This window comes from Heyndrickxia sp. FSL K6-6286, assembly GCF_038630395.1.
GTDB classification, from domain to species: Bacteria; Bacillota; Bacilli; order Bacillales; family Bacillaceae_C; genus Heyndrickxia; species Heyndrickxia oleronia.
The window spans coordinates 2,545,091-2,567,973 of record NZ_CP152029.1; the positions used below are offsets into that span (position 1 = coordinate 2,545,091).

At 32.8% G+C, this 22,883-nt stretch carries 26 protein-coding genes and 1 other RNA gene; 4 read left to right on the forward strand and 23 right to left on the reverse strand.

Annotated features, from left to right (window positions below; genetic code table 11):
• Positions 1–36: 36 nt before the first annotated feature.
• Positions 37–435, reverse strand: a complete 399-nt coding sequence (locus MHI39_RS12845; RefSeq protein ID WP_342541348.1) for a MaoC/PaaZ C-terminal domain-containing protein — start codon at positions 433–435, stop codon at positions 37–39.
• The gene (locus tag MHI39_RS12850; protein WP_058003691.1) at positions 432–860 is read right to left on the reverse strand and encodes a MaoC family dehydratase N-terminal domain-containing protein; all 429 of its coding nucleotides are present in this window, start codon (positions 858–860) and stop codon (positions 432–434) included. The genes MHI39_RS12845 and MHI39_RS12850 overlap by 4 nt, the downstream gene beginning before the upstream one ends.
• A gap of 283 nt (positions 861–1,143) precedes the next feature.
• On the opposite strand from MHI39_RS12850, the gene MHI39_RS12855 reads away from it, so the two are divergent.
• Entirely contained in the window at positions 1,144–2,436 is a 1,293-nt protein-coding gene (locus MHI39_RS12855) for an Nramp family divalent metal transporter (RefSeq protein WP_342541350.1), read from the forward strand.
• Positions 2,437–2,541: 105 nt separating this feature from the next.
• Here MHI39_RS12855 and MHI39_RS12860 read toward each other — a convergent pair whose 3' ends face one another.
• From MHI39_RS12860 to MHI39_RS12900, 9 genes are all read right to left on the reverse strand, one after another.
• Positions 2,542–3,657 (reverse strand): M20 peptidase aminoacylase family protein, encoded by a 1,116-nt coding sequence (locus MHI39_RS12860; RefSeq protein ID WP_058003693.1) that lies wholly within the window; start codon positions 3,655–3,657, stop codon positions 2,542–2,544.
• A gap of 547 nt (positions 3,658–4,204) precedes the next feature.
• The gene (locus MHI39_RS12865) at positions 4,205–5,074 is read right to left on the reverse strand and encodes an NAD-dependent epimerase/dehydratase family protein (protein ID WP_342541352.1); all 870 of its coding nucleotides are present in this window, start codon (positions 5,072–5,074) and stop codon (positions 4,205–4,207) included.
• 137 nt (positions 5,075–5,211) lie between these two features.
• Positions 5,212–6,075, reverse strand: a complete 864-nt coding sequence (locus MHI39_RS12870; RefSeq protein WP_058003695.1) for a methyl-accepting chemotaxis protein — start codon at positions 6,073–6,075, stop codon at positions 5,212–5,214.
• A 21-nt stretch (positions 6,076–6,096) separates the two neighbouring features.
• Entirely contained in the window at positions 6,097–7,554 is a 1,458-nt protein-coding gene (locus MHI39_RS12875) for an aldehyde dehydrogenase family protein (RefSeq protein WP_058003696.1), read from the reverse strand.
• A 267-nt stretch (positions 7,555–7,821) separates the two neighbouring features.
• Positions 7,822–8,655 (reverse strand): pyrroline-5-carboxylate reductase, encoded by an 834-nt coding sequence (proC, locus tag MHI39_RS12880; protein ID WP_071975929.1) that lies wholly within the window; start codon positions 8,653–8,655, stop codon positions 7,822–7,824.
• Positions 8,656–8,726: 71 nt separating this feature from the next.
• Complete coding sequence (locus tag MHI39_RS12885; protein WP_058003698.1) at positions 8,727–9,206, reverse strand: glutathione peroxidase; 480 nt, start codon at positions 9,204–9,206, stop codon at positions 8,727–8,729.
• Between the two features lie 632 nt (positions 9,207–9,838).
• Positions 9,839–10,288, reverse strand: coding sequence for a DNA starvation/stationary phase protection protein (locus tag MHI39_RS12890; protein WP_058003699.1), 450 nt, complete (start codon positions 10,286–10,288; stop codon positions 9,839–9,841).
• Between the two features lie 134 nt (positions 10,289–10,422).
• Positions 10,423–10,545, reverse strand: coding sequence for a hypothetical protein (locus MHI39_RS12895; RefSeq protein WP_259545352.1), 123 nt, complete (start codon positions 10,543–10,545; stop codon positions 10,423–10,425).
• Between the two features lie 49 nt (positions 10,546–10,594).
• Entirely contained in the window at positions 10,595–11,047 is a 453-nt protein-coding gene (locus MHI39_RS12900) for a VanZ family protein (protein WP_236722853.1), read from the reverse strand.
• Positions 11,048–11,299: 252 nt separating this feature from the next.
• Here MHI39_RS12900 and MHI39_RS12905 point away from each other — a divergent pair, with 252 nt between their 5' ends.
• Both MHI39_RS12905 and MHI39_RS12910 read left to right on the forward strand, forming a co-directional pair.
• Entirely contained in the window at positions 11,300–11,485 is a 186-nt protein-coding gene (locus tag MHI39_RS12905) for a hypothetical protein (RefSeq protein WP_058003701.1), read from the forward strand.
• 377 nt (positions 11,486–11,862) lie between these two features.
• Positions 11,863–12,024 (forward strand): hypothetical protein, encoded by a 162-nt coding sequence (locus tag MHI39_RS12910; protein ID WP_158022199.1) that lies wholly within the window; start codon positions 11,863–11,865, stop codon positions 12,022–12,024.
• 336 nt (positions 12,025–12,360) lie between these two features.
• Here the strand turns inward: MHI39_RS12910 and ssrS are convergent.
• The 9 genes from ssrS to selD form a co-directional block, all read right to left on the reverse strand.
• Positions 12,361–12,556: non-coding RNA, 6S RNA (ssrS, locus tag MHI39_RS12915), on the reverse strand.
• Positions 12,557–12,665: 109 nt separating this feature from the next.
• Entirely contained in the window at positions 12,666–12,872 is a 207-nt protein-coding gene (locus MHI39_RS12920) for a hypothetical protein (RefSeq protein WP_058003702.1), read from the reverse strand.
• 258 nt (positions 12,873–13,130) lie between these two features.
• Positions 13,131–14,054, reverse strand: coding sequence for an ABC transporter permease subunit (locus MHI39_RS12925; protein WP_342541356.1), 924 nt, complete (start codon positions 14,052–14,054; stop codon positions 13,131–13,133).
• On the reverse strand, positions 14,047–14,916 hold the full coding sequence (locus tag MHI39_RS12930; protein ID WP_342541357.1) for an ABC transporter permease subunit: 870 nt from the start codon (positions 14,914–14,916) through the stop codon (positions 14,047–14,049). Before MHI39_RS12930 ends, MHI39_RS12925 begins: the two co-directional genes overlap by 8 nt.
• Before the next feature lie 252 nt (positions 14,917–15,168).
• Positions 15,169–15,630 carry an IS200/IS605 family transposase gene (gene tnpA, locus MHI39_RS12935; protein ID WP_058006971.1) on the reverse strand — a complete coding sequence of 154 codons (462 nt, stop codon included), beginning with the start codon at positions 15,628–15,630 and terminating at the stop codon, positions 15,169–15,171.
• Between the two features lie 184 nt (positions 15,631–15,814).
• Positions 15,815–16,132, reverse strand: a complete 318-nt coding sequence (locus tag MHI39_RS12940) for a DUF3892 domain-containing protein (protein WP_078111289.1) — start codon at positions 16,130–16,132, stop codon at positions 15,815–15,817.
• Positions 16,133–16,475: 343 nt separating this feature from the next.
• A complete protein-coding gene (locus tag MHI39_RS12945) occupies positions 16,476–16,574 on the reverse strand; it encodes a putative holin-like toxin (RefSeq protein WP_235813293.1) in 99 nt (32 codons plus the stop codon).
• Positions 16,575–16,824: 250 nt separating this feature from the next.
• The gene (gene mnmH / locus MHI39_RS12950) at positions 16,825–17,862 is read right to left on the reverse strand and encodes a tRNA 2-selenouridine(34) synthase MnmH (protein ID WP_058003706.1); all 1,038 of its coding nucleotides are present in this window, start codon (positions 17,860–17,862) and stop codon (positions 16,825–16,827) included.
• A 107-nt stretch (positions 17,863–17,969) separates the two neighbouring features.
• The gene (gene selD, locus MHI39_RS12955; RefSeq protein WP_342541358.1) at positions 17,970–19,019 is read right to left on the reverse strand and encodes a selenide, water dikinase SelD; all 1,050 of its coding nucleotides are present in this window, start codon (positions 19,017–19,019) and stop codon (positions 17,970–17,972) included.
• Between the two features lie 197 nt (positions 19,020–19,216).
• On the opposite strand from selD, the gene MHI39_RS12960 reads away from it, so the two are divergent.
• Positions 19,217–20,281, forward strand: a complete 1,065-nt coding sequence (locus tag MHI39_RS12960) for a permease (protein WP_342541360.1) — start codon at positions 19,217–19,219, stop codon at positions 20,279–20,281.
• Between the two features lie 217 nt (positions 20,282–20,498).
• Here MHI39_RS12960 and MHI39_RS12965 read toward each other — a convergent pair whose 3' ends face one another.
• The 3 genes from MHI39_RS12965 to MHI39_RS12975 all read right to left on the reverse strand — a co-directional run bounded on the left by MHI39_RS12965 (position 20,499) and on the right by MHI39_RS12975 (position 22,837).
• Positions 20,499–20,597 (reverse strand): putative holin-like toxin, encoded by a 99-nt coding sequence (locus MHI39_RS12965; RefSeq protein ID WP_139254858.1) that lies wholly within the window; start codon positions 20,595–20,597, stop codon positions 20,499–20,501.
• A 112-nt stretch (positions 20,598–20,709) separates the two neighbouring features.
• On the reverse strand, positions 20,710–21,759 hold the full coding sequence (locus MHI39_RS12970; RefSeq protein WP_158022198.1) for an acyltransferase: 1,050 nt from the start codon (positions 21,757–21,759) through the stop codon (positions 20,710–20,712).
• 52 nt (positions 21,760–21,811) lie between these two features.
• A complete protein-coding gene (locus MHI39_RS12975; RefSeq protein ID WP_342541363.1) occupies positions 21,812–22,837 on the reverse strand; it encodes a GNAT family N-acetyltransferase in 1,026 nt (341 codons plus the stop codon).
• Positions 22,838–22,883: the final 46 nt, after the last annotated feature.

Consider the following 22,883-nt stretch of genomic DNA (forward strand, 5'->3'; position numbering starts at 1 on the left):
TATAAATAAAGGGATTGTCTTATTCGACAATCCCTTTCAAATTTCTTTTTTTACTTGAAATTGGCCCTTTAATTTTCTTTCACCCTCACGATTTTTTACAGTAATATTCCCTACATATCTAATCTCGCCGTCAACTTCTATTTCATTTATGATAGAACCTTCTATACACAGGCTTTCACCTGGTCTCGTCATCGCAGAAAAACGAACATTAAATTTGCGAAGATTTCTTCTCGGAAACCATTTACCTATTGCATCTCCAGCTAGTCCCATGATTAGCATTCCATGGGCAATAACCCCCCCTAATCCTGCCTTCTCACCGATTGGTACAACTGTGTGGATTGGATTAAAATCCCCTGAAGCTCCTGCATATCTTACAAGTTGTGTATGAGTGATTGTTGGTTTATGTATGGTTTCTAGATTATCCATTATTTTCATCCCTTTCTTTCAATAATATTGGAACGACTAATTAACACGACTTCACAATCTCTTTTATAGACTACTTCAATTGTTATAATATCCATTCTTCTTTTTTTAACATGTGCAGTTACTTTAGCAGAACAGGAAATCGTGTCTCCAGCATAAATCTCATCTAAATATTCGTATTCCTGTTCACCATGCAAAACCATAAGTGGATCTAGTTCGAGCTCCTGAATGATCGTTTCGAAATCTAATCCACCCCACATTTCAATCACCGTTGGAAACGTAGGGGGAATGGGTATATCCTTATATCCCATTTCTTTAGCGTAGGAAAGATCTTTATAAATTGGATTTTCATCCCCGATTGCCAGCACAAATTCCTTTATTTTTCCACGCTCTACAATAAATGAATCGATGGAAAAAGTAAGGCCAGTTTTATTCATATAATCAGTTCCTTTCCAATTTACATCTAAAATTTTTCTTTAATACAATAATTCTCAATAAATTACTAAAGTCCTTCATTATTCAACTGAAAAAATACACAAATCGCCATTTCCAAAAATAGGTTGTAAACATATGGAGAAAACAAAATGATTATTGGGCAAAATAACGAATAAAAATTGTTTACATTTTTATAATTATTGAATAAAATAATCACAAACCTAATTTTTCCCTAAGCAAACTTTTTTGTTAAAGGTTTACATTTGGGTGGGGAGGAAACAAACAATGAGTGAGAAAACTTTAACAAAAAAATATATAAACAAAAAAAGTAAAACAAGTGTATCTGCTCATGCAGTCTTAAGAGGTGAGGTTACAGGAATCAAAAAAATCCTTCCCTTTTTAGGACCTGCATTTATTGCTGCAGTGGCGTATATTGATCCAGGAAATTTTGCAACAAACATTACGGCTGGCTCCAAATATGGTTATCTTTTATTATGGGTGATTGCTATTTCCAATCTGATGGCTGTCCTTATTCAATCATTATCTGCAAAATTAGGTATTGCGACAGGAAAAAACTTACCTGAGGTAGCTAGAGATCGATTTCCAAAAGGAGTTTCAATCTTTTTATGGATTCAATCTGAGTTAGTCATTATTGCAACAGATTTAGCTGAATTTATCGGTGCAGCACTAGGATTATATTTGCTATTTGACATTCCTATGATACCTGCCGCATTGATAACTGCTGTTGGTTCATTTGCAATATTAGAATTACAGCGACGCGGATTTCGTTCATTGGAAGCAGGTATCGCAGCAATGGTTCTTATAGTGGTTCTAGCATTTGCTTTTCAAACATTTTTAGCTAAACCTGATATGGGAGCCGTTTTTGGAGGAATGCTTACACCAAAATTTGAAGGCGTTGACAGTATTTTACTCGCTGCTGGTATTTTAGGGGCAACAGTTATGCCACATGCGATCTATCTACACTCTTCGCTTACACAGAATCGTATAGTTGGTAGAAATGATGCAGAAAAGAAACGAATCTTTAAATTTGAATTTATTGATATTGTTATTGCGATGATCATTGCTGGTGCAATCAATATGTGTATGCTAATTGTTTCTGCTGCCTTATTTTTTAAAAATGGTTTAGTTGTAGAGGACCTAGATATAGCATTTCATGAATTTAGTCACTATGTCGGACCAGTTGCGGCAATTTCTTTTGGACTTGGTTTATTAATTGCCGGTCTATCTAGCTCATCTGTTGGAACAATGGCTGGAGATGTAGTTATGCAAGGGTTTATCAATGTAAGAATAAATTTATATTTAAGAAGAGCCATTACAATGCTACCTGCTCTTGCTATTATCATTTCTGGAGTTAATCCAACCGATGCATTAGTCATGAGTCAAGTGATTCTTTCATTTGGAATTGCTTTTGCATTAGTACCACTGATCATGTTTACAAGTAATAAAACAATTATGGGTGGTCTAACCAACCATAAAATTACGACTATGATTGCATGGGTTGTTGCAATTCTAGTAATATTACTAAACTTATTTTTACTATACGAAACCATTTTTTAAAAAACAGAGATTTGAAAAATCATATACATTAAAGTAAAAAGGAGACATCAATGTGTTTCACATTTATATGTCTCCTTTTTTGTACTTACATATAGTAAGGATAAATTATTTATTAGATGCAATATTTATGGCAGTTGCTAGTATAGTCGAACCGGTAAATATTGCTTTTTGATCAAAAGTCATATTAGGATGATGCAACCCAGGCTTCAAGTCACAACCTAATCCAAGCATTGTTGCCTTTAATTCCGGTCGTTTAATTTTATAATAATGGAAATCGTCCCCACCTGTTGTTTGGATTGGAGGTACGCATCGATTACTTCCTAAAACATGAAAGATTGCTTCTTTTAATATGTCACAAGCATCTTCATTGGTTACTGCTGCAGGGACATTCGAACTAATCTGATAAGGGATTTTGACTTCATAAAAACGTTCTAATGCATCGATCATTAAGTCAATTTTTGATTGCATTTTTTCCATCGCTTCATTCGTTTGAGCCCGCATATCTATACTGAATTCAGCATTACCAGGTATAATATTGGAGCTCTCTCCACCAGCTTGAAACTTAGTTAGTTTAACAGATGATGGTACAAGAGGATCAATGTGTATGGTTTTAAGCATTTGGTCAAGAGTGGCACCTATCTCAATAGCATTTGCACCTAGATGAGGTCTTGCACCGTGGAGATCATCTCCAATAATATTCCCATTGATAAATCGACAGGCACCATGGATAATCATTGGCGAACAATATCCATTTGGAACTTCTTGATATGGACGCAAATGAACTCCAAAAAGGTAATCTACATCATCTACAATCTGTTTTTCAACCATACTTAATGCCCCTTGCCCTTTTTCCTCTGCAGGTTGAAAAATAAATCTTATAGTACCTTTGAAAGAAGTATTTTTCAATAAGAATAATACCCCTAATACAATTGTCATATGGGCATCATGCCCGCAAGAATGATTTGCTTGAAATATTCCATCTACCTCCTGCCATAATGCATCCATGTCAGCTCGAATAGCAATAACCGGTTTTCCGCTCCCAATTTCTGCAATAAGACCAGTTTGATTTTCAAATCTAGAAACTTTACATCCTTCTTTTTCTACAATATCCGCAATTATTTTAGTTGTCTCCCTTTCTTCCCAGCTAATCTCTGGGGTTTGATGAAGCTGTTGAAAAATCTTTAGAAGTCGATCTTGTATTTCATTCGAACAAACAAACATGTCGATCCTCCTCTTAGAAGTGAAAACCTATATATTTATGTTGAATTTTTCCCTTTGTATATTGTTACCCAATCCGTATCTAAGGCTCTTCCCTATATTTTTGTTACAATCATTGATTAAAAATATAGTTTGAACATCAGCTTCCTTGATTTTACTAAGAATAGACCTGTAACATAACGTGTAAAAGTCGGCTGTAAGTATTTGTAAATACAACAAAATTCATAAGATACCAAATCAAAAGAAACTATATAATAGTTTATCCATCATTCTTCTTTTAGTGATTTGATAATTGCCCTTTTAACAATGGATTTGTTAATTGGCTGTTTTCCTATCATTTATTGCTGTTGCAAAAGTCTAACTGCCTACTTTTACAACCAATAATGGAATCCAGTGGTTCTTATGGAGATTACAGCTCTTTTCTCAGTAAACGATCTTCAGCCAATCGTTATTCGTTAAAACTTAAGTTAAGTAGCAACAATGCTTGAGAAAAGATGCTTTATAAAAAATAGAAATATTACACTTGGCAATATTTCTATTTATAAGGATATTAGATTGATTTTTTAATTAGTTCAGGCAGCCATTGATGAATGTCTTGAAAGTGGTAGCCTAAATCTCTTGCTTTTTGATTGCTCATGATCCATGATTTAGGAATCGAATAAGGAGTTTGTTTATTATCACTCTGAGTAATTTCAACCTTAGCTTTTTTGCCAGCTGCTAGTTCAATAAAAGAGATAAATTCTCGTAAAGTAACAGATCCATTCGTACAGCAATTGATAGGGCCATCAAAATTAGTCTGGCCAATCCAAGCCAAAAAATCCCCTGCTTCGTCTTCATTCACAAAACTTATAGATGCATCTAAGTTTCTTAAATAAATCGCTTCATCATTTATGACCTTATTTATATAAAATGTCATTCTCTCAGTATAATCATTACCTCCAAGTACAATCGGAAATCTGACTGCTGTGACTGGTAGCGATGCTTTCTGGAAAAATACAGCCTCCGCTTGACGCTTTCCTTCTTGATAGGACACTTCATCCTTTTCTTTTAGATCAATTGGGTATGTATATGGGTCAAAATCCCTTTCAACTAACTCTTTATCTAGGAGATCATACACAGACAATGTAGAGGTGAAGATATATTTTTTTGTTTTATCTTGAAAAATCTCGACCGCATTTCTTGCATCTACACCTGAATAGCAAATTTGATCATACACGACATCCCATTGTCCACCTTCAAATGCAGTCTGGAAAGAATCGAGACTATTTCGATCAAATGTAATAAGCTTCACCTTATCCGAGAAAGGGATATTTGTTTTTCCTCTTGTTGCTACGGTTACCTCTACCCCTTGACGAATGAGTGAATGAACTAGTTTAACCCCAAAAAATCTTGTTCCACCAAGCACTAAAGCTGTTTTCATTGCAATCCCCCTTCAAATATCTTCTTCTATAAGTAATTCTTTATTTATGCAAAATTCCCCTTTTTGAAAACAGCATTTTCTACATAAAAAAGAGGAATCATGTTTTTCACAACATGGATTCCTCTTTATCGTCTATTTTATTTTCCGGATTCTAAACTTGTTTGAGCCATCATTGCTAAATGATGAGCATTTTTGCTTATTTCCTGGATTGTCGCACTTATTTCTTGAATAGCAGCGGACTGAGAATCCGTTAATTCGTGAATCCCAGAAAAGGATGTATTTAAGTTTTTCAAGAGATTTTGAATATTCTTCGATATTTCATCGATTTGCGTTGCATTTTCTTTTGAATTGGTAGCTAGCTTTCTTATTTCATCAGCAACTACTGAAAAACCTCTCCCTGATTCTCCTGCTCTTGCTGCTTCTATAGCTGCATTTAAACCTAACAAATTACTTTGATCTGAGACCCCTTTAACTACTGAAGAAATTTGTCCAATTTGATCAGCACCTGTACTAACCTCTTTCATATGAACAGAAATATCAGTAACCTGATTGGCTAGATTTGTTATAGATCCTGTAATTTCCTCAATAGAAGCGGCTGTTTCCTCAACAATAGCAGATAGGCTTTCTGCTACCTCATATAATTTATTCGCTTTTTCTAAACTCGTGCCAAGACCTACTCCACCAATGACTCTTCCGTTTTTATCATGCAGAGGAATTGCTTTTGCCAGAAGCGGAAAGCCAAATAACTCTTTAGGAACGATGGCTGTTTTTTCACGATTTTCTCTAATTGCATCCGTTATTATATCCCCTTCTGCAAGAGGATCACCAGGCTTTACATTAAGTGAAAAAGTATTACCAGGAATATTCAAAATTAATTTCTCTGTATTATAAATACCAATTGTTATATCATCATGCACCAGCTTATTAAGATAAGGTGCCACCGTGATAAATGCATCTAAAATAGTTGGTTCTGTTACTGTATATTCTATTGTACCATTCATCTTTCTTTACCTCTGTCCTCATTAATATGGGAAGCTTCTTTGACCGTAATTAACAGAAATCCATTTTAAAGTCGTAAATTCGTCTAAACTCCATTGACCATTTAATCTTCCTAAACCTGATTGTTTCTCACCGCCAAATGCAACAATAGGTTCATCATTAATTGTAATATCATTTACATGAATCATACCTGAATGAATTTTTTTAGCCAATTCCACTCCTTTTTCAAGATTACTAGTATGGACAGCACCACTTAATCCGAATTTTGTATCGTTTGCAATGGCAATAGCATCATCTTCAGTTTCAAATGGCATAACACAAACAACTGGGCCAAAAAGCTCCTCTTGAGCAATGGTCATATTAGGAGTTACATCTTTTAATATAGTTGGTTCAACCATATTACCTGATATGTTTCCTTGAAGTACTACTTTAGCCCCTTCTTCAATTCCGTTATCTATCATGGCTTGTAAATTATTCGCTTGTCTCTCATTCACAACAGGTCCAATAATTGTTTGTGGATCTTTCGGATCACCAACACTTAATGAAGATACTTTCTCTTTATATTTTTTTATAAATTCGTCATAAATAGTTGCTTGAACAATGATCCGATTTGCAGACATACAGATTTGACCTTGATGTGTAAAACGACTAAAAGTAGCAGCTTGTACCGCATAATCAATATCTGCATCCTCTAAAATAATAAACGCACTATTTCCTCCTAATTCTAGAAGTGGCTTTTTAAAGTTTTTAACTGCTAATTGCCCAATATGACTCCCTACTTTTGTCGAACCAGTAAATGAAATAATTCTTGGAATTGGGTGTTCAACAAATGAATCACCGATTTCTTTAATATCAGTTACAACAACATTTAATAATCCTTTTGGTAGTCCAGCTTCCTCGAAAATTTTTGCAATTAGTGTACCACCAGTAATAGGAGTTTCTTCATGAGGTTTTAAAACTACACCATTTCCAGCTCCTAACGCTGGGGCAACTGATTTCATTGATAAGAAAAATGGGAAGTTAAACGGGCTAATAACACCTACAACTCCAACAGGAATACGATATAATCGATTTTCCTTTCCATCCTCAGTAGAAGGTAGAATTTTGCCTTCCATTCTTAAAGGGAAAGTTGCTGCTTCCTTAATCATATTTTTTACTAATCCAATTTCGAAGGCAGCTTTTAAGCGAGTCCCACCTAATTCTTCAATAATAATATTTGTAATTTCTTCTTCATGCGCCTCAATATACTGAATTGCTTTTTCAAGAATATCTCTTTTTTTATATGGATTCACTTTATCCCAATCGTCTTTAGCTTTTAAAGCCGCTTTATATGCTAGATCAACATCAGTTACAGTTGCCATCTTTACTTCAGAAAGTATGTCACCACTGTATGGATTTACATTAATAAGGACATGATCACTTTGCCCCTCTCTCCATTGTCCATTAATATATTGATTACTTAGAGATTCGATTGTTAACATCTGAATACCTCCGACATACAATATTTGTCATTACACTATTAACATCGGAAAATTTTAGAAATTGTTTCTCTTTTTTTGTTATATTAAATGAATTTTTATTCGAGTATAGTAAAATAGTTGGATAAAAGGGGATGTCTAAAAAAGAATAGGAGTCTGACCCCTATTACTAATTCTCGTTTCCAAATAGGTTAACTTTTCACGAGATATAGTATCTTAAGTTCGGCCAGACTCCTTGTTTTTCTTTAAAAGCTAGAAAAAGAATCGGAATTATATATAGGATTTTTCAATTTCTTCATTTATTTCAATTGATCTTTTCGTTGTATTTTTTACTGCTTCCTTAATTGCTTTAAGACCACCAAATGATTCTAGAGCAACTAGACCCGCTTCGGTCGGTCCATTCGGTGCTGCTACATTCTTTCGTAAGGTTTCAGGAGAACCGTTATTCCCGAGAACCATCCTTGCAGCACCTAAAATTGTTTGGGCAACTATTGAACGAACCTGTTGTTTCGGTAGACCACCTTCAATGGCTACGCTCTCCATTTGTTCCATTAAAGCGTAAAAATAAGCTGGTCCACTACCGGCGATGCCAGTAAAGATATCCATATGTTTTTCAGCAATAGTATATACTTCACCAATACTTCTAAAGATCATTTTACTCATTTCAATATGATGATTATTTGTATATTTCCCAACTGCCATAGCAGTAGCAGATTCACATACCATACTTGAAGTATTAGGCATAACCCGAATAATTGGTTGTTTCATAAGTCTTTCTTCAAAATAATCAATGTTCATACTTGTAATGATGGAAAGAATTAATTGATTTGTATGGATAGTATTCTTTAACTGGTTAATAATTTCTTCGATATTTTTTGGTTGTACTGCAAGGACGATTATATTGAATTCAGTTAAATGAACATCTTTCTCATTATATACATGTATCTGATACTTTTTCTGTAATTCTTTTAAGCGAGCAGTATTAGATCGGTTTTGAACATAAATTTGTTGTGCTGGAATCACGGAGGACTGTATGATCCCTGAAATGATTGCCTCTGACATTGGTCCAGCACCAATAAATAATATTTTTTGATTATTTAACATCTAACCTCTTCCTTTCAATCTTACAATCATAACATGAAAGTAGAAAATTTCAAGGAAGGGTAAACAAAATATTATCCCAATAGTGTATTAATTTCATTTTCTAATATAGAGGGTTTCACTGTTGGGGCATGTCTTGAAACAACCTTTCCTTCCTGATTGATAATAAATTTAGTAAAATTCCATTTGATCATTTTTGTTCCAAGGAACCCAGCAGATTCTTGTTTTAAGTATTGATATAACGGATGTGCGTTTTTACCATTGACTTCAATTTTACTAAACATCGGAAAAGTAACCCCATAATTCAGCTGACAAAACTCTTCTATCTCTCTTTCATTGCCGGGATCTTGGTGATTAAATTGATTACATGGGAATCCCAAAACTTCAAATCCCTTATCACGGTATTTTTCATATAAATCCTGTAGTTCCTTAAATTGAGGTGTAAAGCCACATTTACTAGCAGTATTTACTATCAATAGAACTTTTCCTTTATACTCACTTAATGGTTGTTTTACTCCCTTAATATTTATAACATCATATTGGTAAATACTCATTTTGCTCTCCCTCACTCTTTTATCATACAATTAAAAAATGAATTAAAAATATTCCTTAATCGTTAGTTTAATATATATGAAATAACAGTACAAAAATATTGACAATCTTTTCTGTCAAAGTTGAAAATTTTCAAGCAAATTTTAATAAATCGATTGAGTTTAAAGGATGAAACAATCGTGTGTCACAAAGTTGTTCCTTTCCAAAAACAATCCAACCCTTTAAAATAACATTAGATATATTTGGGAGTGATCGTGTTGAATAATATTTGGATACCTATATTGAGTATAATGATTATAATCTATGTAGTAATTGGGATATTTCTTTTCCGTTTTCTAAGAAAGAACAAAAAGTCATCACAATAATACAAATGCATTTTTAGTATAATTATTATATTATGTTCTTTAAAATGGCTGATTTCGTAAAGTTAGTTGCTTGTTGTAGAAGCCTAAACGCATTCTTTTACATCTGAATTTACAGCTTCTTACTTTAGTAAAATGAGGAAACATGTTGTTTCTTTCAGCTATTTTTATTTGTTAAACTAAATCTATATATAACAATGTTTCAGATAGAGCCTAAAAAAAGCAAACACTATCCTAGAAAAGATAGTGTTTGCTTTTTACTATTAACTTTTTCATTCTAATGCAATACTCGCTTTAAACATCCATATATGTTTTTCAAAGCGTCCTAATAAATGATTAAATAGGTCTATTGTCGGTTGATCCTCTTGTTCTTCAGCTAGCTTCTTTCCTGTATCATTCATTTCCATACACATTTGTTCATAATCTTTGATTAATTGCCTATATATTTCATTCTCTTCATCGTCTGCTTGTGCTTCAAACAAGGTTGTTTCCTCTAAGTATTTGCTCATAGTGGCTAAAGGTTTTCCGCCAATCGCTAAAATACGTTCTGCTAGTACATCTAAATCCTCGGACATTTCATTATACAGCTGTTCAAATGTTTGATGTAATCGAAAAAAATGCTTCCCTTGGATGAACCAATGATAACGATGTAATTTTATGTACATAACAGCAAAATTGGATAGTTGTTGATTTAAAAAATTGATTAATTTTTGGTTAGACATGAGATAATCTTTCCTTCCTACATAATCTAATCTTATTTTGATTCATCCTTCTTTATTTATTCCTAATAATCTTTATTAACGGATATGCAATCATAAAAAAACTACATCCTTTAAAATAGATGTAGTTTTTTGTACTAATATTCAATTTCTTCATAATCCTTCGGTTGTGGCAAAGGCTTTTTAGGCATTTTAGCCTTCTGATTTCGCAGAGAATCATCTTTCGTTTTGATGTATGTCTCATTATGATTTTTACTCACTGGCTTCACCTCATCTATAGTTTAAGATGAGTGATTTTGTTTTATTCATTTACATATCAGTAAATTTGTTTTTTCCTTTACTTAAATGATTCAAATTAATTCTAACAAGGAGAAGAACAATATATCCGAGTATACCTCCAATTGTATTTAAAATGATGTCGTCTACATCAAAACCTCCTACATGAAAGACCAATTGAACCGTTTCGACTACCACAGTTGAAAAGAAGGAAAGTAGAAATACTTTAAAAAAACCATCCAATTTATTTATCAATAATGGAGCCAAAAAGCCTAGGGGCATAAAAGCAAGGATATTACCAAATAAATTAGAAAACCAAATTGTAAAATTAAAATGGTCATAGTAATGAATATACATGTGGATGGTTTTAAAAGGAATGATATTGTAGGTGCCTTGAGGATCATTCATCCGATACTGACTCAAGAACAATATATTTACCATGTAGCAAAAGTAAATAAAGAAAATAAACCAAAATACAATTTTCAAACAAATCTTCACCTGTTTTTGATAAATAAATCGAAACATCTTCTTCCCCCGTAGTAATTATGCACACTGTATCCTTTAACGTGATATATGTCCTATTATAGACTAATTTTCTCTATATTTTACTTATTTTTTTAATTACCATAAAATCACATCAAAAATATAAAATTATTTATTCCTGTTAGTTTATGTATCATCCTTAAATTCACAATCTTCTATGTTGTACATATATTATTGACAAGGAGGTGGTAAAAAATGATTCAATTATTTTTAGCTGCTATTGTTGCTGGCTTTGCTTTACTCGGATTAAGTCTTTTAGATGTAGTCACTTCAACATTTGGTACAGTAATTGAATTCATAGGAGCAGGTACTGTTATTCTTTTTGCAATCGTCCTTATTGTAAAAGCAATTATGGCTTTAGTCGGTAAATTAAATGGTTAACTAGGTTTACTTATAAATTGTATTCTTTATGGGGGATGCCCATTTTAATTGGCCTTATTAATATTTTATTTTTATTTTTTAAAGTGGGAGCAATTGCTTCCGCTTTTTCATTGATATATATTTATCCTGCTTTTCGTGTTGATTCTTTTCTTATGAAAGACTGCCGACTTTACATCTAAAAAAGTATATGAAGTTTGCAGCTATTTTTTATGTGAGTTAAAGGCGGTTGACGGTCTACAAACAATATATATTCGTTAAACCTTTCCTAATAGCACCAATGTTGAATAAAGGAGACTAATTAAACCAGAAATATGTAACAAAACTGTTACATAGTTTAGTAATTAAATCAGATGCTATAAAAAAGGAGGTTTTTTCACTTGGTAAATCAAGACTTTGAAAAATTCCACAAACTACAGGAACAACATAAAACCACATATTTAGGAAAAAAAACAGACCAAGAACAATTAAATCCAGATCCAAGCTATAATAATCAATCAAATACAGATAAAGCAATTGGCTCCACCGGAAGACACCAGTAATTGAAAAAGGAACACATGAATTATAAACATCTCATTGTTGCATTTTATAAATTACTTGAAGCCTTCATAGATAAGGCTTCTTTCTTTTTCAATTGTTCTTAAAGCACTGAAACTGATCGGATTACTTATAAAATATTCAAAAAAAATAAACAGCTAAGTATGCTAAACATTTTGACCATGATTTAAACATGAAAATTTATGATCAACTGGAAGCACCTACTAAGTTGTATCAATATATGAATCGAATAGAAAATGTACTCCTGTTATTCATTTCTATTATGGATTTTAAGCATAAAAAAATCAGTTCTCATCAGAACCGATCTAGTAGTTTCATTATTAAAGGCCGCCTTTGCCGTATGAGTAGTAAGAAAGTTTTAAACCACCACTCCTCAAAGTGGGTGTTTGCAAGAACATTCCTGCTTGTCATCCATGCCATATAGGCGGAAGCATGTCATTCCAGTTCTAATATAAAACTCCCTTTTACAGCTTAAAGGTTAAAACTTTATTATCAATACGAACAATGCAGCTTGTAATCATTATATTACTATATTGAAGAGGAAAAATCAATAGGTAACAATGCCTAAGATTGTTTCATTCTTTTCACTAATACTAATTATATATAATAACCAAGAAAGATCCTCCTAAAAATAATCAATTCCATTTTCATATTCGTTAATTTCACCATTTGCCTTGTCCCAACCGAGTAGGTATGATGAATGTTCATCGCCATCATTTTGAATAATCACTTCTAAAAGTGTCCATCCCTTATCCAAATATTGATTGACAATTTGTCGATCGGTTACTCGTTCAAGTTTAATGATTTGATGCTCATCTTTGTTTTTTTCCAAGTGTATCCACCTCTTTTTTACTTCATATTATTTACCATTATTCAAATAATATGGCTATTTACTCAAACAATCATGCTATTTAGGTAGTGTAAAAAAGAATAAAAATAAGTTGAAGAACGACAAGTCTCCACATTTTACTAAAGAAAATAGCTGCAAACTTCGTAAGAACGTTCTTTCCCCTTTATTAAGGTGAAAGCTGGTAGTAAGGCTTTTACAAATGCAACAAACTATGAAAAACAGTTAATGATATTGGCCTTATTAGATCCATCTACTTCTTTTATATTGCTTATCGAAGAATTTCTTTAATCCGATAGCGAGAAGTTGAAAACTTATGGTGGCATATAATAAAAAGAGTAATGGGATAAACAGGACAAACTGGTCTCTCCAGATAAAATCTCTTGCTTGTCCAACTAATCCAGCCCATTCTTTCGTAATTGAATGATAGAGAACCGGGTCAAACTCAACTTGTGTACCACCTATAAAAATATTAAACAGAGCTAATTGCCCCATTATTGTTATAGCAGTAACAATTTCAAGGACAAACAAGATAACTATATCCTCTTTAATATGTGGAATGATATGATTTTTTATTATTTTCCACTTTGACGAACCCGTGGTTATAGCAGATTCTACAAAAGAAGCCTGATATACTTGTCTTGTTTTTTCACGTATGGTACCAGCTACTGTTGGAAAACCGATCAATGATGCTACAATGACAAAAATTAAAATTAAAAGGATGGGCTTAATGTTGTAGTAAAATGATATTGGCCATAAAATAAAAAAAATGATTAAAAATGAAGGTACATATGATAATGAATTTTCTACAGCTTGCCAAGTATTGATTTTCTTTTTCGAAATTCCAGTCCATAAGCCAATACACAAACCAAGCAATAATCTTAGAATAGCGATACCCATTGCTGTAAACACTGTGTATTTCGCTCCATATAATAAAAGTGTCAGTATATCATAACCCCATTTGTCAGTACCTAATGGAAACTCTTTATATGTAAACGGATGTAAAGGTGGAAAAGCAATTTCTTTTTTTCCATATTGATAGATGGTAATGGAATCAGTTAAACGATGTGGAGCCAATGCGGGACCGAAAATAGCGATTAATAGCAAGAAAACTACCATAATGCTACTAATAAGTAGATAGAAATTCCATTTTCTTTTATCACTCATGTATAATCACCTTCTCAATTAAAATGAAAAAGATTTTAATAGAAAGATAGCAAATTGCAGCAATCGCAAACAAAATGAGAAGTGAAAAAACTACTTTTTGAAATTCGTAATCAGAAAAAATAAAAATCGTCAAACCTCTAATATTAAATAAATACTCAATAATAAACAAATTTCCAATCGTGAGGGAAATAGCCTTTTTTATATCCCCAGTAAGATAAGGAATTAAATTTTTTAATACATGGCGACTATTTATATACGGGCGACTTAATCCCTTCCCTACAGCTGTTCGGATATATTCAGCGCTTATAATTTCCTCATACTTTGAATTAGTCATTTTAAATAAATAAAAGGAAGGCATTAAACAAAGAATGATAAGTGGAAATGTCAAATTTACTGTATCAGCTAATGGTGATAATGTGATTAAACGAATGTTTGTCATTTGATAAAACTTTATAGCTAGAGTAATTGATAAAATGATGATAATAAAATCAGGAATGATAGATAAAGCATTGATCATCCATCTGAAAAAATAGGTGATTTTCCAATGGTGTAAAAAAACACCAAAGGTAATTGAAAAGATAAGTGAAACCAACATACTTAAAAATAATAATAAACTTGAGTTTTTTGTATATGATTGAATATCTTCTAGTACAGGATGTGGAACTCCATTAATATAATATGTACCTAATGTCCCTTCTTTAATTGAATGAAAAAAGCTTTGAATATTATAAATGATCGCCTCTGGATGTAATTGAATAAGATGTTTACCATTTAATTCCTTTAATCCAAACATCGATGGTACAGCAGCAATAATAAAAATGATAATTACTATTAATAAGATTTGGAAAACACTTTTTAGCAAACGAGTCACCTTCAATTCCTAAATTATAACGATATGCGTAAAATTTTATCAAATTTATCCGAATTTTTGAACTGTTATTAAAAATTTATACACTATGTCAGATACAACTCCTATCAATCAATCAAAACCACCAGTGTGAACTGGTGGTTTGCTCTGCGGCTGAAAGCCTATGTTACCGGCCTTGGCCTAAAAGGCCCACTGAGAGGGTTTCCCGCCTGCACCACATTCACTCACTAATTCTAAAGAATTTCTTTATTTCTTCTTATTTTTCTCTCCTGTAAATGGGTCATATTCCTCGAATAATGTTAATTGATCACCCATATAGTCTTCCTTTAGCTGATTTCTAATGTATTCTTGTATTTGTTTCTTATTTCTGCCTACTGTATCAACATAGAAGCCCCTACACCAGAATTTCCGATTTCCGTATCGATACTTCAAATTGGCATGTCGATCAAATATCATGAGGCTACTTTTTCCTTTTAAATAACCCATGAATTGAGATACACTTAATTTAGGTGGAATACTGACTAACATATGAATGTGATCTGGACAGGCATTTGCTTCATGAATTATTACACCTTTCCGTTCACATAAATCTCGTATGATTTGCCCAATGCTCTTTTTATATTTTCCATAAATAATCTGCCTTCTGTACTTTGGGGCAAAAACTATGTGATACTTACAATTCCATGTTGTGTGTGCTAAACTATTCATGTCCTTCACAGGGCATACCTCCTTCTATGGTGAGATGAAGTGGTCGGGAAACCAACTTTATCTTACCCTGAAGTGAGGTTTTTTTATTACCACGCTATAAGCTCTCTGGAACCCCCGGCATAGCCAGGGGTTTTCTAAACCATAAAAATAAAAGGCAAAGCTATATACTTTGCCTTTATAAAATTTAAAATTGTGGGAGTTCATCCAAATTATTTTCTTTAATTCCATCAGGTTCACTTCTTAAAATGTCTCGTCCGTATTTATGAAACACATCGACATGAGCCAGTTTGCCTGCTTTTGCTTCCTCTAATGCAGTCACATAATCTAATTCCCTACCTTGCTTTGTTTTAATAGCTATAATATCTCCATCATCATTTTTTCTAACTGCGATAATTTCTTCTTTTCCATCGTTTTGATATCGATTTTCGTTTTCGAGTATAGAATTTTCAGTACCTTGCTGTTTATATTGCTCGTAGATTTCCTCAAAATTCTTTGAACTCATTTTACACACCTCCAATCCTGTAGTATAAGCAAATATTCATTAAATATGTTTATTAGTGGTAGATACAGACTTTATTCACATCCAGAAAACCCTACTTTTGTCATGATGTACATCTGGTGTTGAATTAATTAAAATAGACATTGGGGCGAAAATTATCCTCTAACGTACAATGACTTATCCATTGTAGAAAGGGTTGTCTTTGTATATAATAAAGAAAGATAAAAAAGAACACTGGTAATATACCAATGTTCTCCTACACAGTATGACTGCCTGATGTGCAGTGGCACTTAGTACTAAGGAAATCTCTTTTTAACCTACCCTTTCCATGGCCTGGCAGGGTGGGTTATTTCTTTTTTGTAAGAGAAATAACAACTGTAATCACGGTAACGATTAATGACCCAAACATCATCATTAGCGATAAGGCCTCGTAAAATGTGATCATCAGTGACCCTCCTTTCAAGATTAAGGAGTAACCACTGCCCACCCTGCTATACTGTGTTATCGTTATTATAGCACAAGCTTTTTAACTCTTTTGAAAATTTTTACAAAATTAATTCAATATACCTACCACTTTTTTTAAATGTATGATGAATGGTCTACAGTCATCATTACTTGACATAATACTATTATACTTAACTAAAAGGAAAGCCGTTCAAACAATGATTGTCGCTTGAACGGCTTTCTTTTATTAGTTATTTTATTTTGACACTTAATCGTTCACGAATCACTTGTATAGCTTGATCCACATTCTTCACTTTTATAGTCATCTTACGATCATCCGGATATAAATTTGCAGTATGGTTGTATAATGGATCATAGTAATAAACCAAAAGTAATTCTACAGCTGAAGCAAACTCCCCTTTTATTAAATCTGACTCAATTTGCGCAGCGATTGGTGTGTGAATTCGCCTTTTAATCCTTGAAAATGCATCTAAGCATTCCTTTTGATGAATCCATGGCTCATAATCATCTAAAATGTGACGAACTCTCTCTTCAATTGGCATTTCAATAAATAATTGTAATCCATTTTCCTTTTTTTTCATTAATACATCAGGTAGCATGATTTTTCCAATTCTTTTACTTTCACCCTCGAAAAGAATAAATGGAGATTCCTGCAAAGGCAGTAGGGTTTGGATGAACTGGGAGTCAAATGATTTTTGATTATTTGCATGAAGACCAATTTGTCCAAATATAGAACCGCGATGATTGGCCATTCCTTCTAAATCCAATACTGGATAACCTTCTTTTTGTAATTGACGTAAAATCTTTGTTTTCCCTGACCCAGTATACCCATTTAGTACATAAGCTTCAGGCTTTATTTCAAGCGTATTTAATATTTCTACTACCCAATTTCTGTAAGCACGGTATCCACCACTTAAACGAAAAACTTTGATTCCCATTAGAGACAGAACTGTAGCTGATGTTTTGCTTCGCATGCCACCACGCCAACAAAATACAGCTTTCTTGCCTTCATATCCTGAGAATTCTTTTACAAAGCTAGGTAGTTTAGCTGAGACGATTTCAAGTCCTCGTTCTTTTGCAGCCTCGGGGCTGACTTGTTTATAAATAGTCCCAATCTCTGCTCTTTCTTCATCATTAAAAAAAGGTATATTTATACTACCTGGTATAGTTGCTTCCTTATACTCAGAGGGGGATCGAACATCAACTAGTGTGACTTCATTATTCTTTTTTAATTTTAATAATTCATTTACTGTTATATCATGGAACACAATGTTTCCACCTTTCTAGGGTTTAGCTATGTGAAAAAGGGAGTTGTCTATTAAGGATCAAGAACCCTTTTACTTTTTAAACAACCCCCAATATATTTCAATTAAAATTATAATACCGTAATCTTTCCAGGATGTTCTTCAGTAACTTCACCGATTATTGCTGCTTCCACTCCAGCATTTTTTAAATCAGATAGTAAATGTTCAGCTTCATCACTAGATAGGGAGATCAATAACCCTCCAGATGTAACAGCGTCACATAAAATCCATTGGTCAATTTGATCCATTGTTTCAGGGAAAGATACATCCGCTTTGACATGATCATAATTATTTTTAGTTCCACCAGGTACGGCACCTGCTTCTGCTAATTCTCTTACACGTGGTAATGTAGGTACATCATTTTTATAAATTCGAATACCTGTATTGCTTCCTTTGGCCATTTCAGTTGTGTGTCCAAGCAGACCAAAACCGGTTACATCTGTACAAGCATGTACATCATATGCTTGCATCGTTTCCGCAGCCGTTTTATTTAATGTACTCATCACATTAGTTACACGATCAATTTCATCATCAGATAATAAATCTCTTTTTAAAGAAGTAGTCATAATTCCAACACCGATAGGTTTCGTTAAAACAAGCTTGTCCCCTGGTTTTGCTCCTGCATTTGTGCGTACTTTCTTTGGATTAATGGTTCCAGTAACAGCGAGTCCAAACTTTGGCTCCTGATCATCGATGGAATGCCCTCCCACTAATGTAACTCCCGCTTCTTTTAATTTATCTCCAGCACCACGTAAAATATCAGATAAAATTTGTTTATCTAATGTGTGAATTGGAAATGCAACAATATTTAATGCAGTTAAAGGTGTTCCTCCCATCGCATAAATATCACTAATCGCATTCGCAGCCGCAACTTGGCCAAAAGAATAAGGATCATCTACAATTGGGGTGAAAAAGTCGACAGTTTGTACGATTGCTAAGTCATCTGTTAAACGATAGACACCTGCATCATCACTAGTATCTAAGCCAACTAATAGATCTGGATTTGGCGTACTTTGCGGCAAGGTCCGAATCACTTGTGCCAAATCAGCAGGGCCAATTTTACAGCCACAGCCTCCCTTCGTCGTTAATGATGTTAGTTTTACTTGACTTGAATTTGTCATTTTGACAACAACCTTTCTTTTACGATTCATCTATTCATATTATAGAACAACATGTCAATACTTGCATAATGAAGGGATTGATAAATTTACTATGTATCCAAGGAAAATTCATTAATTTAGGTATCTCCCCTAATATTATGATATAATATTATGTCTTTAAAATTTATCATTCTACTTTTCACAGGAGGCTTCACCCTATGTCACAACTAGATCATTCAATAAAGCAGCAACAAGTGAACAGTAGAAAAACTCTATGGTTCATTGTTGCCTTTTTATTGATTACGGTTGCTGGTTTACTATATGTCAAATGGTGGCCGTATTATCATAAAGCTATTTTAGCAGCTGATACTCATTCAATTGGTTCTTCTATCTTGGGGGATTCATCCAATCACCAAATTCCCTTCTGGCAATCAGCTTTGGATTATGCTAAAGTCTACTTCCAATCGGTTTGGAAAGCAGCTGTATTAGGGATTTTACTTGGTTCTCTTCTTCAAGTATTATTGCCAACTCAATGGTTATTAAAAGTATTAGGTAAAACCTCATTTGGTAGTACGGCAGTTGCTGGACTTGCAGCTATTCCGGGTATGATGTGCACATGCTGCGCTGCACCAATTGCAGTAGGCTTACGCAAAAAGAATGTTTCAGTCGGAGCTGCACTAGCTTTTTGGATGGGTAATCCCCTTATTAATCCGGCAACTCTTGTCTTTATGACCTTTGTATTATCATGGAAATTTACCTTAATCCGATTAGTATTTGGATTAATTATCACTTTTGGGGTAAGTTATCTTGCCAATCGATTCGCAAAAGATCTACAACCGATTGATCTCGATCAAGTAGTTACAATTGAAGAGCCTAAAGGCAATTTTATGATTAGATGGTTTAAAAGTATCGGTACGATGATTGTGTATATTGTACCTGCATATGTCCTATCTGTTTTAGTTATCGGTGCTGCACGCATTTGGTTATTTCCACATATTGGTGAATCCACTACAAATAGTTTAATGGCGATTATTCTTTTTGCAGTTGTAGGAATGCTTTTTGTTATCCCAACAGCAGCAGAAATCCCGATTATTCAAACATTTATGTCACTTGGACTTGGTGGCGGACCAGCTGCTGCACTTCTAATTACATTACCAGCTATTAGTGTGCCATCGCTGATTATGGTAGCTCGATCATTTCCGAAGAAGGTTATGTATTTTGTTATGGGGTCAGTGGTGGTAATTGGAGTAATTAGTGGATTAGTTGGGTGGATGTTGCTTTAGATTCGCGTATTTATTTCGTATTTCGCGGATAAAAGTAAAATTTAGCGGATATATTTCATTTTTCGCGGATATCTACCTATTCCGATTAACATATGTATATATTCCTGTTAAGTAAATATAATATAGAAGGAGCATTGGCTGTGAGCCAATGCTCCTTTACACAGCGACTGCAAGAGCTGCAGTGGTCCATGACGAACCGTAACTCACCCAGGGTGGGTTATTTTCTTTTCTCAAGAGAAATAACAATAGTAATCACGGCTACGATTAATGATCCAAAAGTGATCATGAGCGATAACGCTTCGTAAACTGTGATCAATAGTAATCACCCCCTTTTTAAAGGAGTGACCACTACCACCCTGCTGCTGTGTTGATATCAGTATGGACGTAATTTTAAAAATACTTACTTTAATTATAAAAAATTTTTAAAATTAAACATTAATTGAACTAGGTTTATGGCTAGTCCCCCTTTTATTTCTATAGGATTTTAGTTTTTGATAAATAGGTTTTTCGAGGAATATATATACTAAACATCCACACAAAGTTGATAAAGTAATTAATAAGATAGCAATCACAAAATTAGGTAAAGGTAGTTTTAGATAAGTACTTAAAAGTACACTAATTGCTGACATACAATAAAAATGAGTAAGATAAATAGAAAAAGAAGCCTTTCCTAAGAAATTTGCAAACTTCGGTATCTTTATCTCCTTTTGCAAGTCTATCGAAGAAAATCCTAAAATTAAAAATAAAGACGAAATTGTAGTTGTGATCTGAAGATCTATTGGAATGAATGTAAATTGAGAATTTATCCAAGATAAGGGAAAACCGGCTATTCCTAAAGAAACAAAGAAGCAAGATACATTAATATTAATTTTTATTCTTGTTACTAGAAAAGCACATAAAATTCCTAAAACAAAGATTAAATTATTAAAATTAAAGAGAAAATTAATAATGTAATTGGAACTATGTAGTAAATGAATACTAAATATGATTGAAAAGAAAATCCATAATAAAGGGATGTAACGAGAAAATAGTTTATATTTAATGAAAACTAGAGTAAAGATTAGATAAAAATAGATTGTATGAACTAGTGACCAAGCAACTCCCAATACTGGTTCAGTTTTACTTGGAATAAGTAGTAAGGATGTAATGATTTTACCCATATTTACAGTGTGAGACTGTACTAAAACCGGAAAAATAATAAAGATAATTAAAATACCACAAGTCATCATCCAATAAATAGGATAGATACGAATAAATCGATTATATAAATATTGTTTTATTATCTTATGATTTCCTATCTCCTCTTTGTATAAGTAAAAAATCATAAATCCGGATAATGCAAAAAAATAATAAACTCCCCCAGATTTCGATACATTTGATAAACTTAAAAAATTATAATGAAAATAAAAATTCATAAATGCCTTTGCATGTAATAATATAACAAGAAAAGGTACAAATGCTCTAGAAAATTGGATCAAATTCAAATGCCTTCTCATAGTATTATCCCCCCTTAATAAAGGTAGATTTTTGTTAACCATTCATTCGATATTGAGGAAAATAGCTGTTATCTGAGCTAGTTTTCAGACTATTTTTAACCACTTTTGAAAGATCCTTATATACTGACTTATTTAAAATATGTTTTCCTAAATAATATTCAAAGTTAAAGTTATTGGTAAAAGATGTTTTAAATTTAAATAAGCTATCATTGTCCGTATATCCACCTCCTAAGTGTAAAGCTTTTAAATTCATCGATTTAGATAATTCAATCATTTTATCAAATAGTAGATTATTAGGTCTATAATTAAGAAACTCCGTTTTAGAAGCGCCTAAATGGTAATGAGCAAATTCTTTCCCCATAATTACTATTAACCCTGCAATTTTCTTTCCATCTTTTTCGGCAAAAAGAAGATATGGCTTACTTAGTTCAGTTTCTTCCATTAGCCGATAAAAATAAGATTTATTAAAATAGTAGAATGGAGTAGCTTTGTTTCGATCCATCGTTTCATAATATAATTCTATAAATACTTCAATATCTTTTTTATCATTTGAAACAACAGCGCGGACCCCTTCTCTTATTGCCTTGTTAATATTTCTTTTATTACTAGATGAATAATTATTTTTAATTTTTTCTAATGGTTCTCTTAAATCCACTGCAGTTGTATTTCGAATAAATCCTACAGGAATGATCTTTCTTACTTCATCTGTAATATTTAGTAATGGATGTAACCTAATCGTTTCTGTAATGATGTCATGATCGATGCAATACTTTTTAAATTCTGAATAAAATTGGTTTAATATTCTTTTATCACCTTCATACATTGGACCGCCATATCCATAAGGAGTTATTATATCGTAATAATTTTTATTTACATCTATTTTCCGTTTAACATAAGGGTAAAAAAGTCTTCCCCATTCATTCTCTAGAAAAAATGCTTCAGGTTCTCCTTTTTCAATATCTGCAGATAAACTTACATATTCTTGTGAATAATAAATATCTAATGATTGAAATCGTTTAATTAATTCATTCCAATTATCATTTATATTTACATTAATCATGTATAACATCCTTCATATATTTTTTTGATGACAATTAAACACGTAT

What these genes read in the sequence shown, in the direction of transcription:
- MHI39_RS12845 (WP_342541348.1), bottom strand. Translation starts at nt 435, where the DNA reads ATGAAAATAATGGATAATCTAGAAACCATACATAAACCAACAATCACT.
- MHI39_RS12850 (WP_058003691.1), bottom strand. Translation starts at nt 860, where the DNA reads ATGAATAAAACTGGCCTTACTTTTTCCATCGATTCATTTATTGTAGAG.
- MHI39_RS12855 (WP_342541350.1), top strand. Translation starts at nt 1,144, where the DNA reads ATGAGTGAGAAAACTTTAACAAAAAAATATATAAACAAAAAAAGTAAA.
- MHI39_RS12860 (WP_058003693.1), bottom strand. Translation starts at nt 3,657, where the DNA reads ATGTTTGTTTGTTCGAATGAAATACAAGATCGACTTCTAAAGATTTTT.
- MHI39_RS12865 (WP_342541352.1), bottom strand. Translation starts at nt 5,074, where the DNA reads ATGAAAACAGCTTTAGTGCTTGGTGGAACAAGATTTTTTGGGGTTAAA.
- MHI39_RS12870 (WP_058003695.1), bottom strand. Translation starts at nt 6,075, where the DNA reads ATGAATGGTACAATAGAATATACAGTAACAGAACCAACTATTTTAGAT.
- MHI39_RS12875 (WP_058003696.1), bottom strand. Translation starts at nt 7,554, where the DNA reads ATGTTAACAATCGAATCTCTAAGTAATCAATATATTAATGGACAATGG.
- proC (WP_071975929.1), bottom strand. Translation starts at nt 8,655, where the DNA reads ATGTTAAATAATCAAAAAATATTATTTATTGGTGCTGGACCAATGTCA.
- MHI39_RS12885 (WP_058003698.1), bottom strand. Translation starts at nt 9,206, where the DNA reads ATGAGTATTTACCAATATGATGTTATAAATATTAAGGGAGTAAAACAA.
- MHI39_RS12890 (WP_058003699.1), bottom strand. Translation starts at nt 10,288, where the DNA reads ATGTCTAACCAAAAATTAATCAATTTTTTAAATCAACAACTATCCAAT.
- MHI39_RS12905 (WP_058003701.1), top strand. Translation starts at nt 11,300, where the DNA reads ATGATTCAATTATTTTTAGCTGCTATTGTTGCTGGCTTTGCTTTACTC.
- MHI39_RS12925 (WP_342541356.1), bottom strand. Translation starts at nt 14,054, where the DNA reads ATGAGTGATAAAAGAAAATGGAATTTCTATCTACTTATTAGTAGCATT.
- tnpA (WP_058006971.1), bottom strand. Translation starts at nt 15,630, where the DNA reads ATGAATAGTTTAGCACACACAACATGGAATTGTAAGTATCACATAGTT.
- MHI39_RS12940 (WP_078111289.1), bottom strand. Translation starts at nt 16,132, where the DNA reads ATGAGTTCAAAGAATTTTGAGGAAATCTACGAGCAATATAAACAGCAA.
- MHI39_RS12945 (WP_235813293.1), bottom strand. Translation starts at nt 16,574, where the DNA reads ATGATCACATTTTACGAGGCCTTATCGCTAATGATGATGTTTGGGTCA.
- selD (WP_342541358.1), bottom strand. Translation starts at nt 19,019, where the DNA reads ATGACAAATTCAAGTCAAGTAAAACTAACATCATTAACGACGAAGGGA.
- MHI39_RS12960 (WP_342541360.1), top strand. Translation starts at nt 19,217, where the DNA reads ATGTCACAACTAGATCATTCAATAAAGCAGCAACAAGTGAACAGTAGA.
- MHI39_RS12975 (WP_342541363.1), bottom strand. Translation starts at nt 22,837, where the DNA reads ATGATTAATGTAAATATAAATGATAATTGGAATGAATTAATTAAACGA.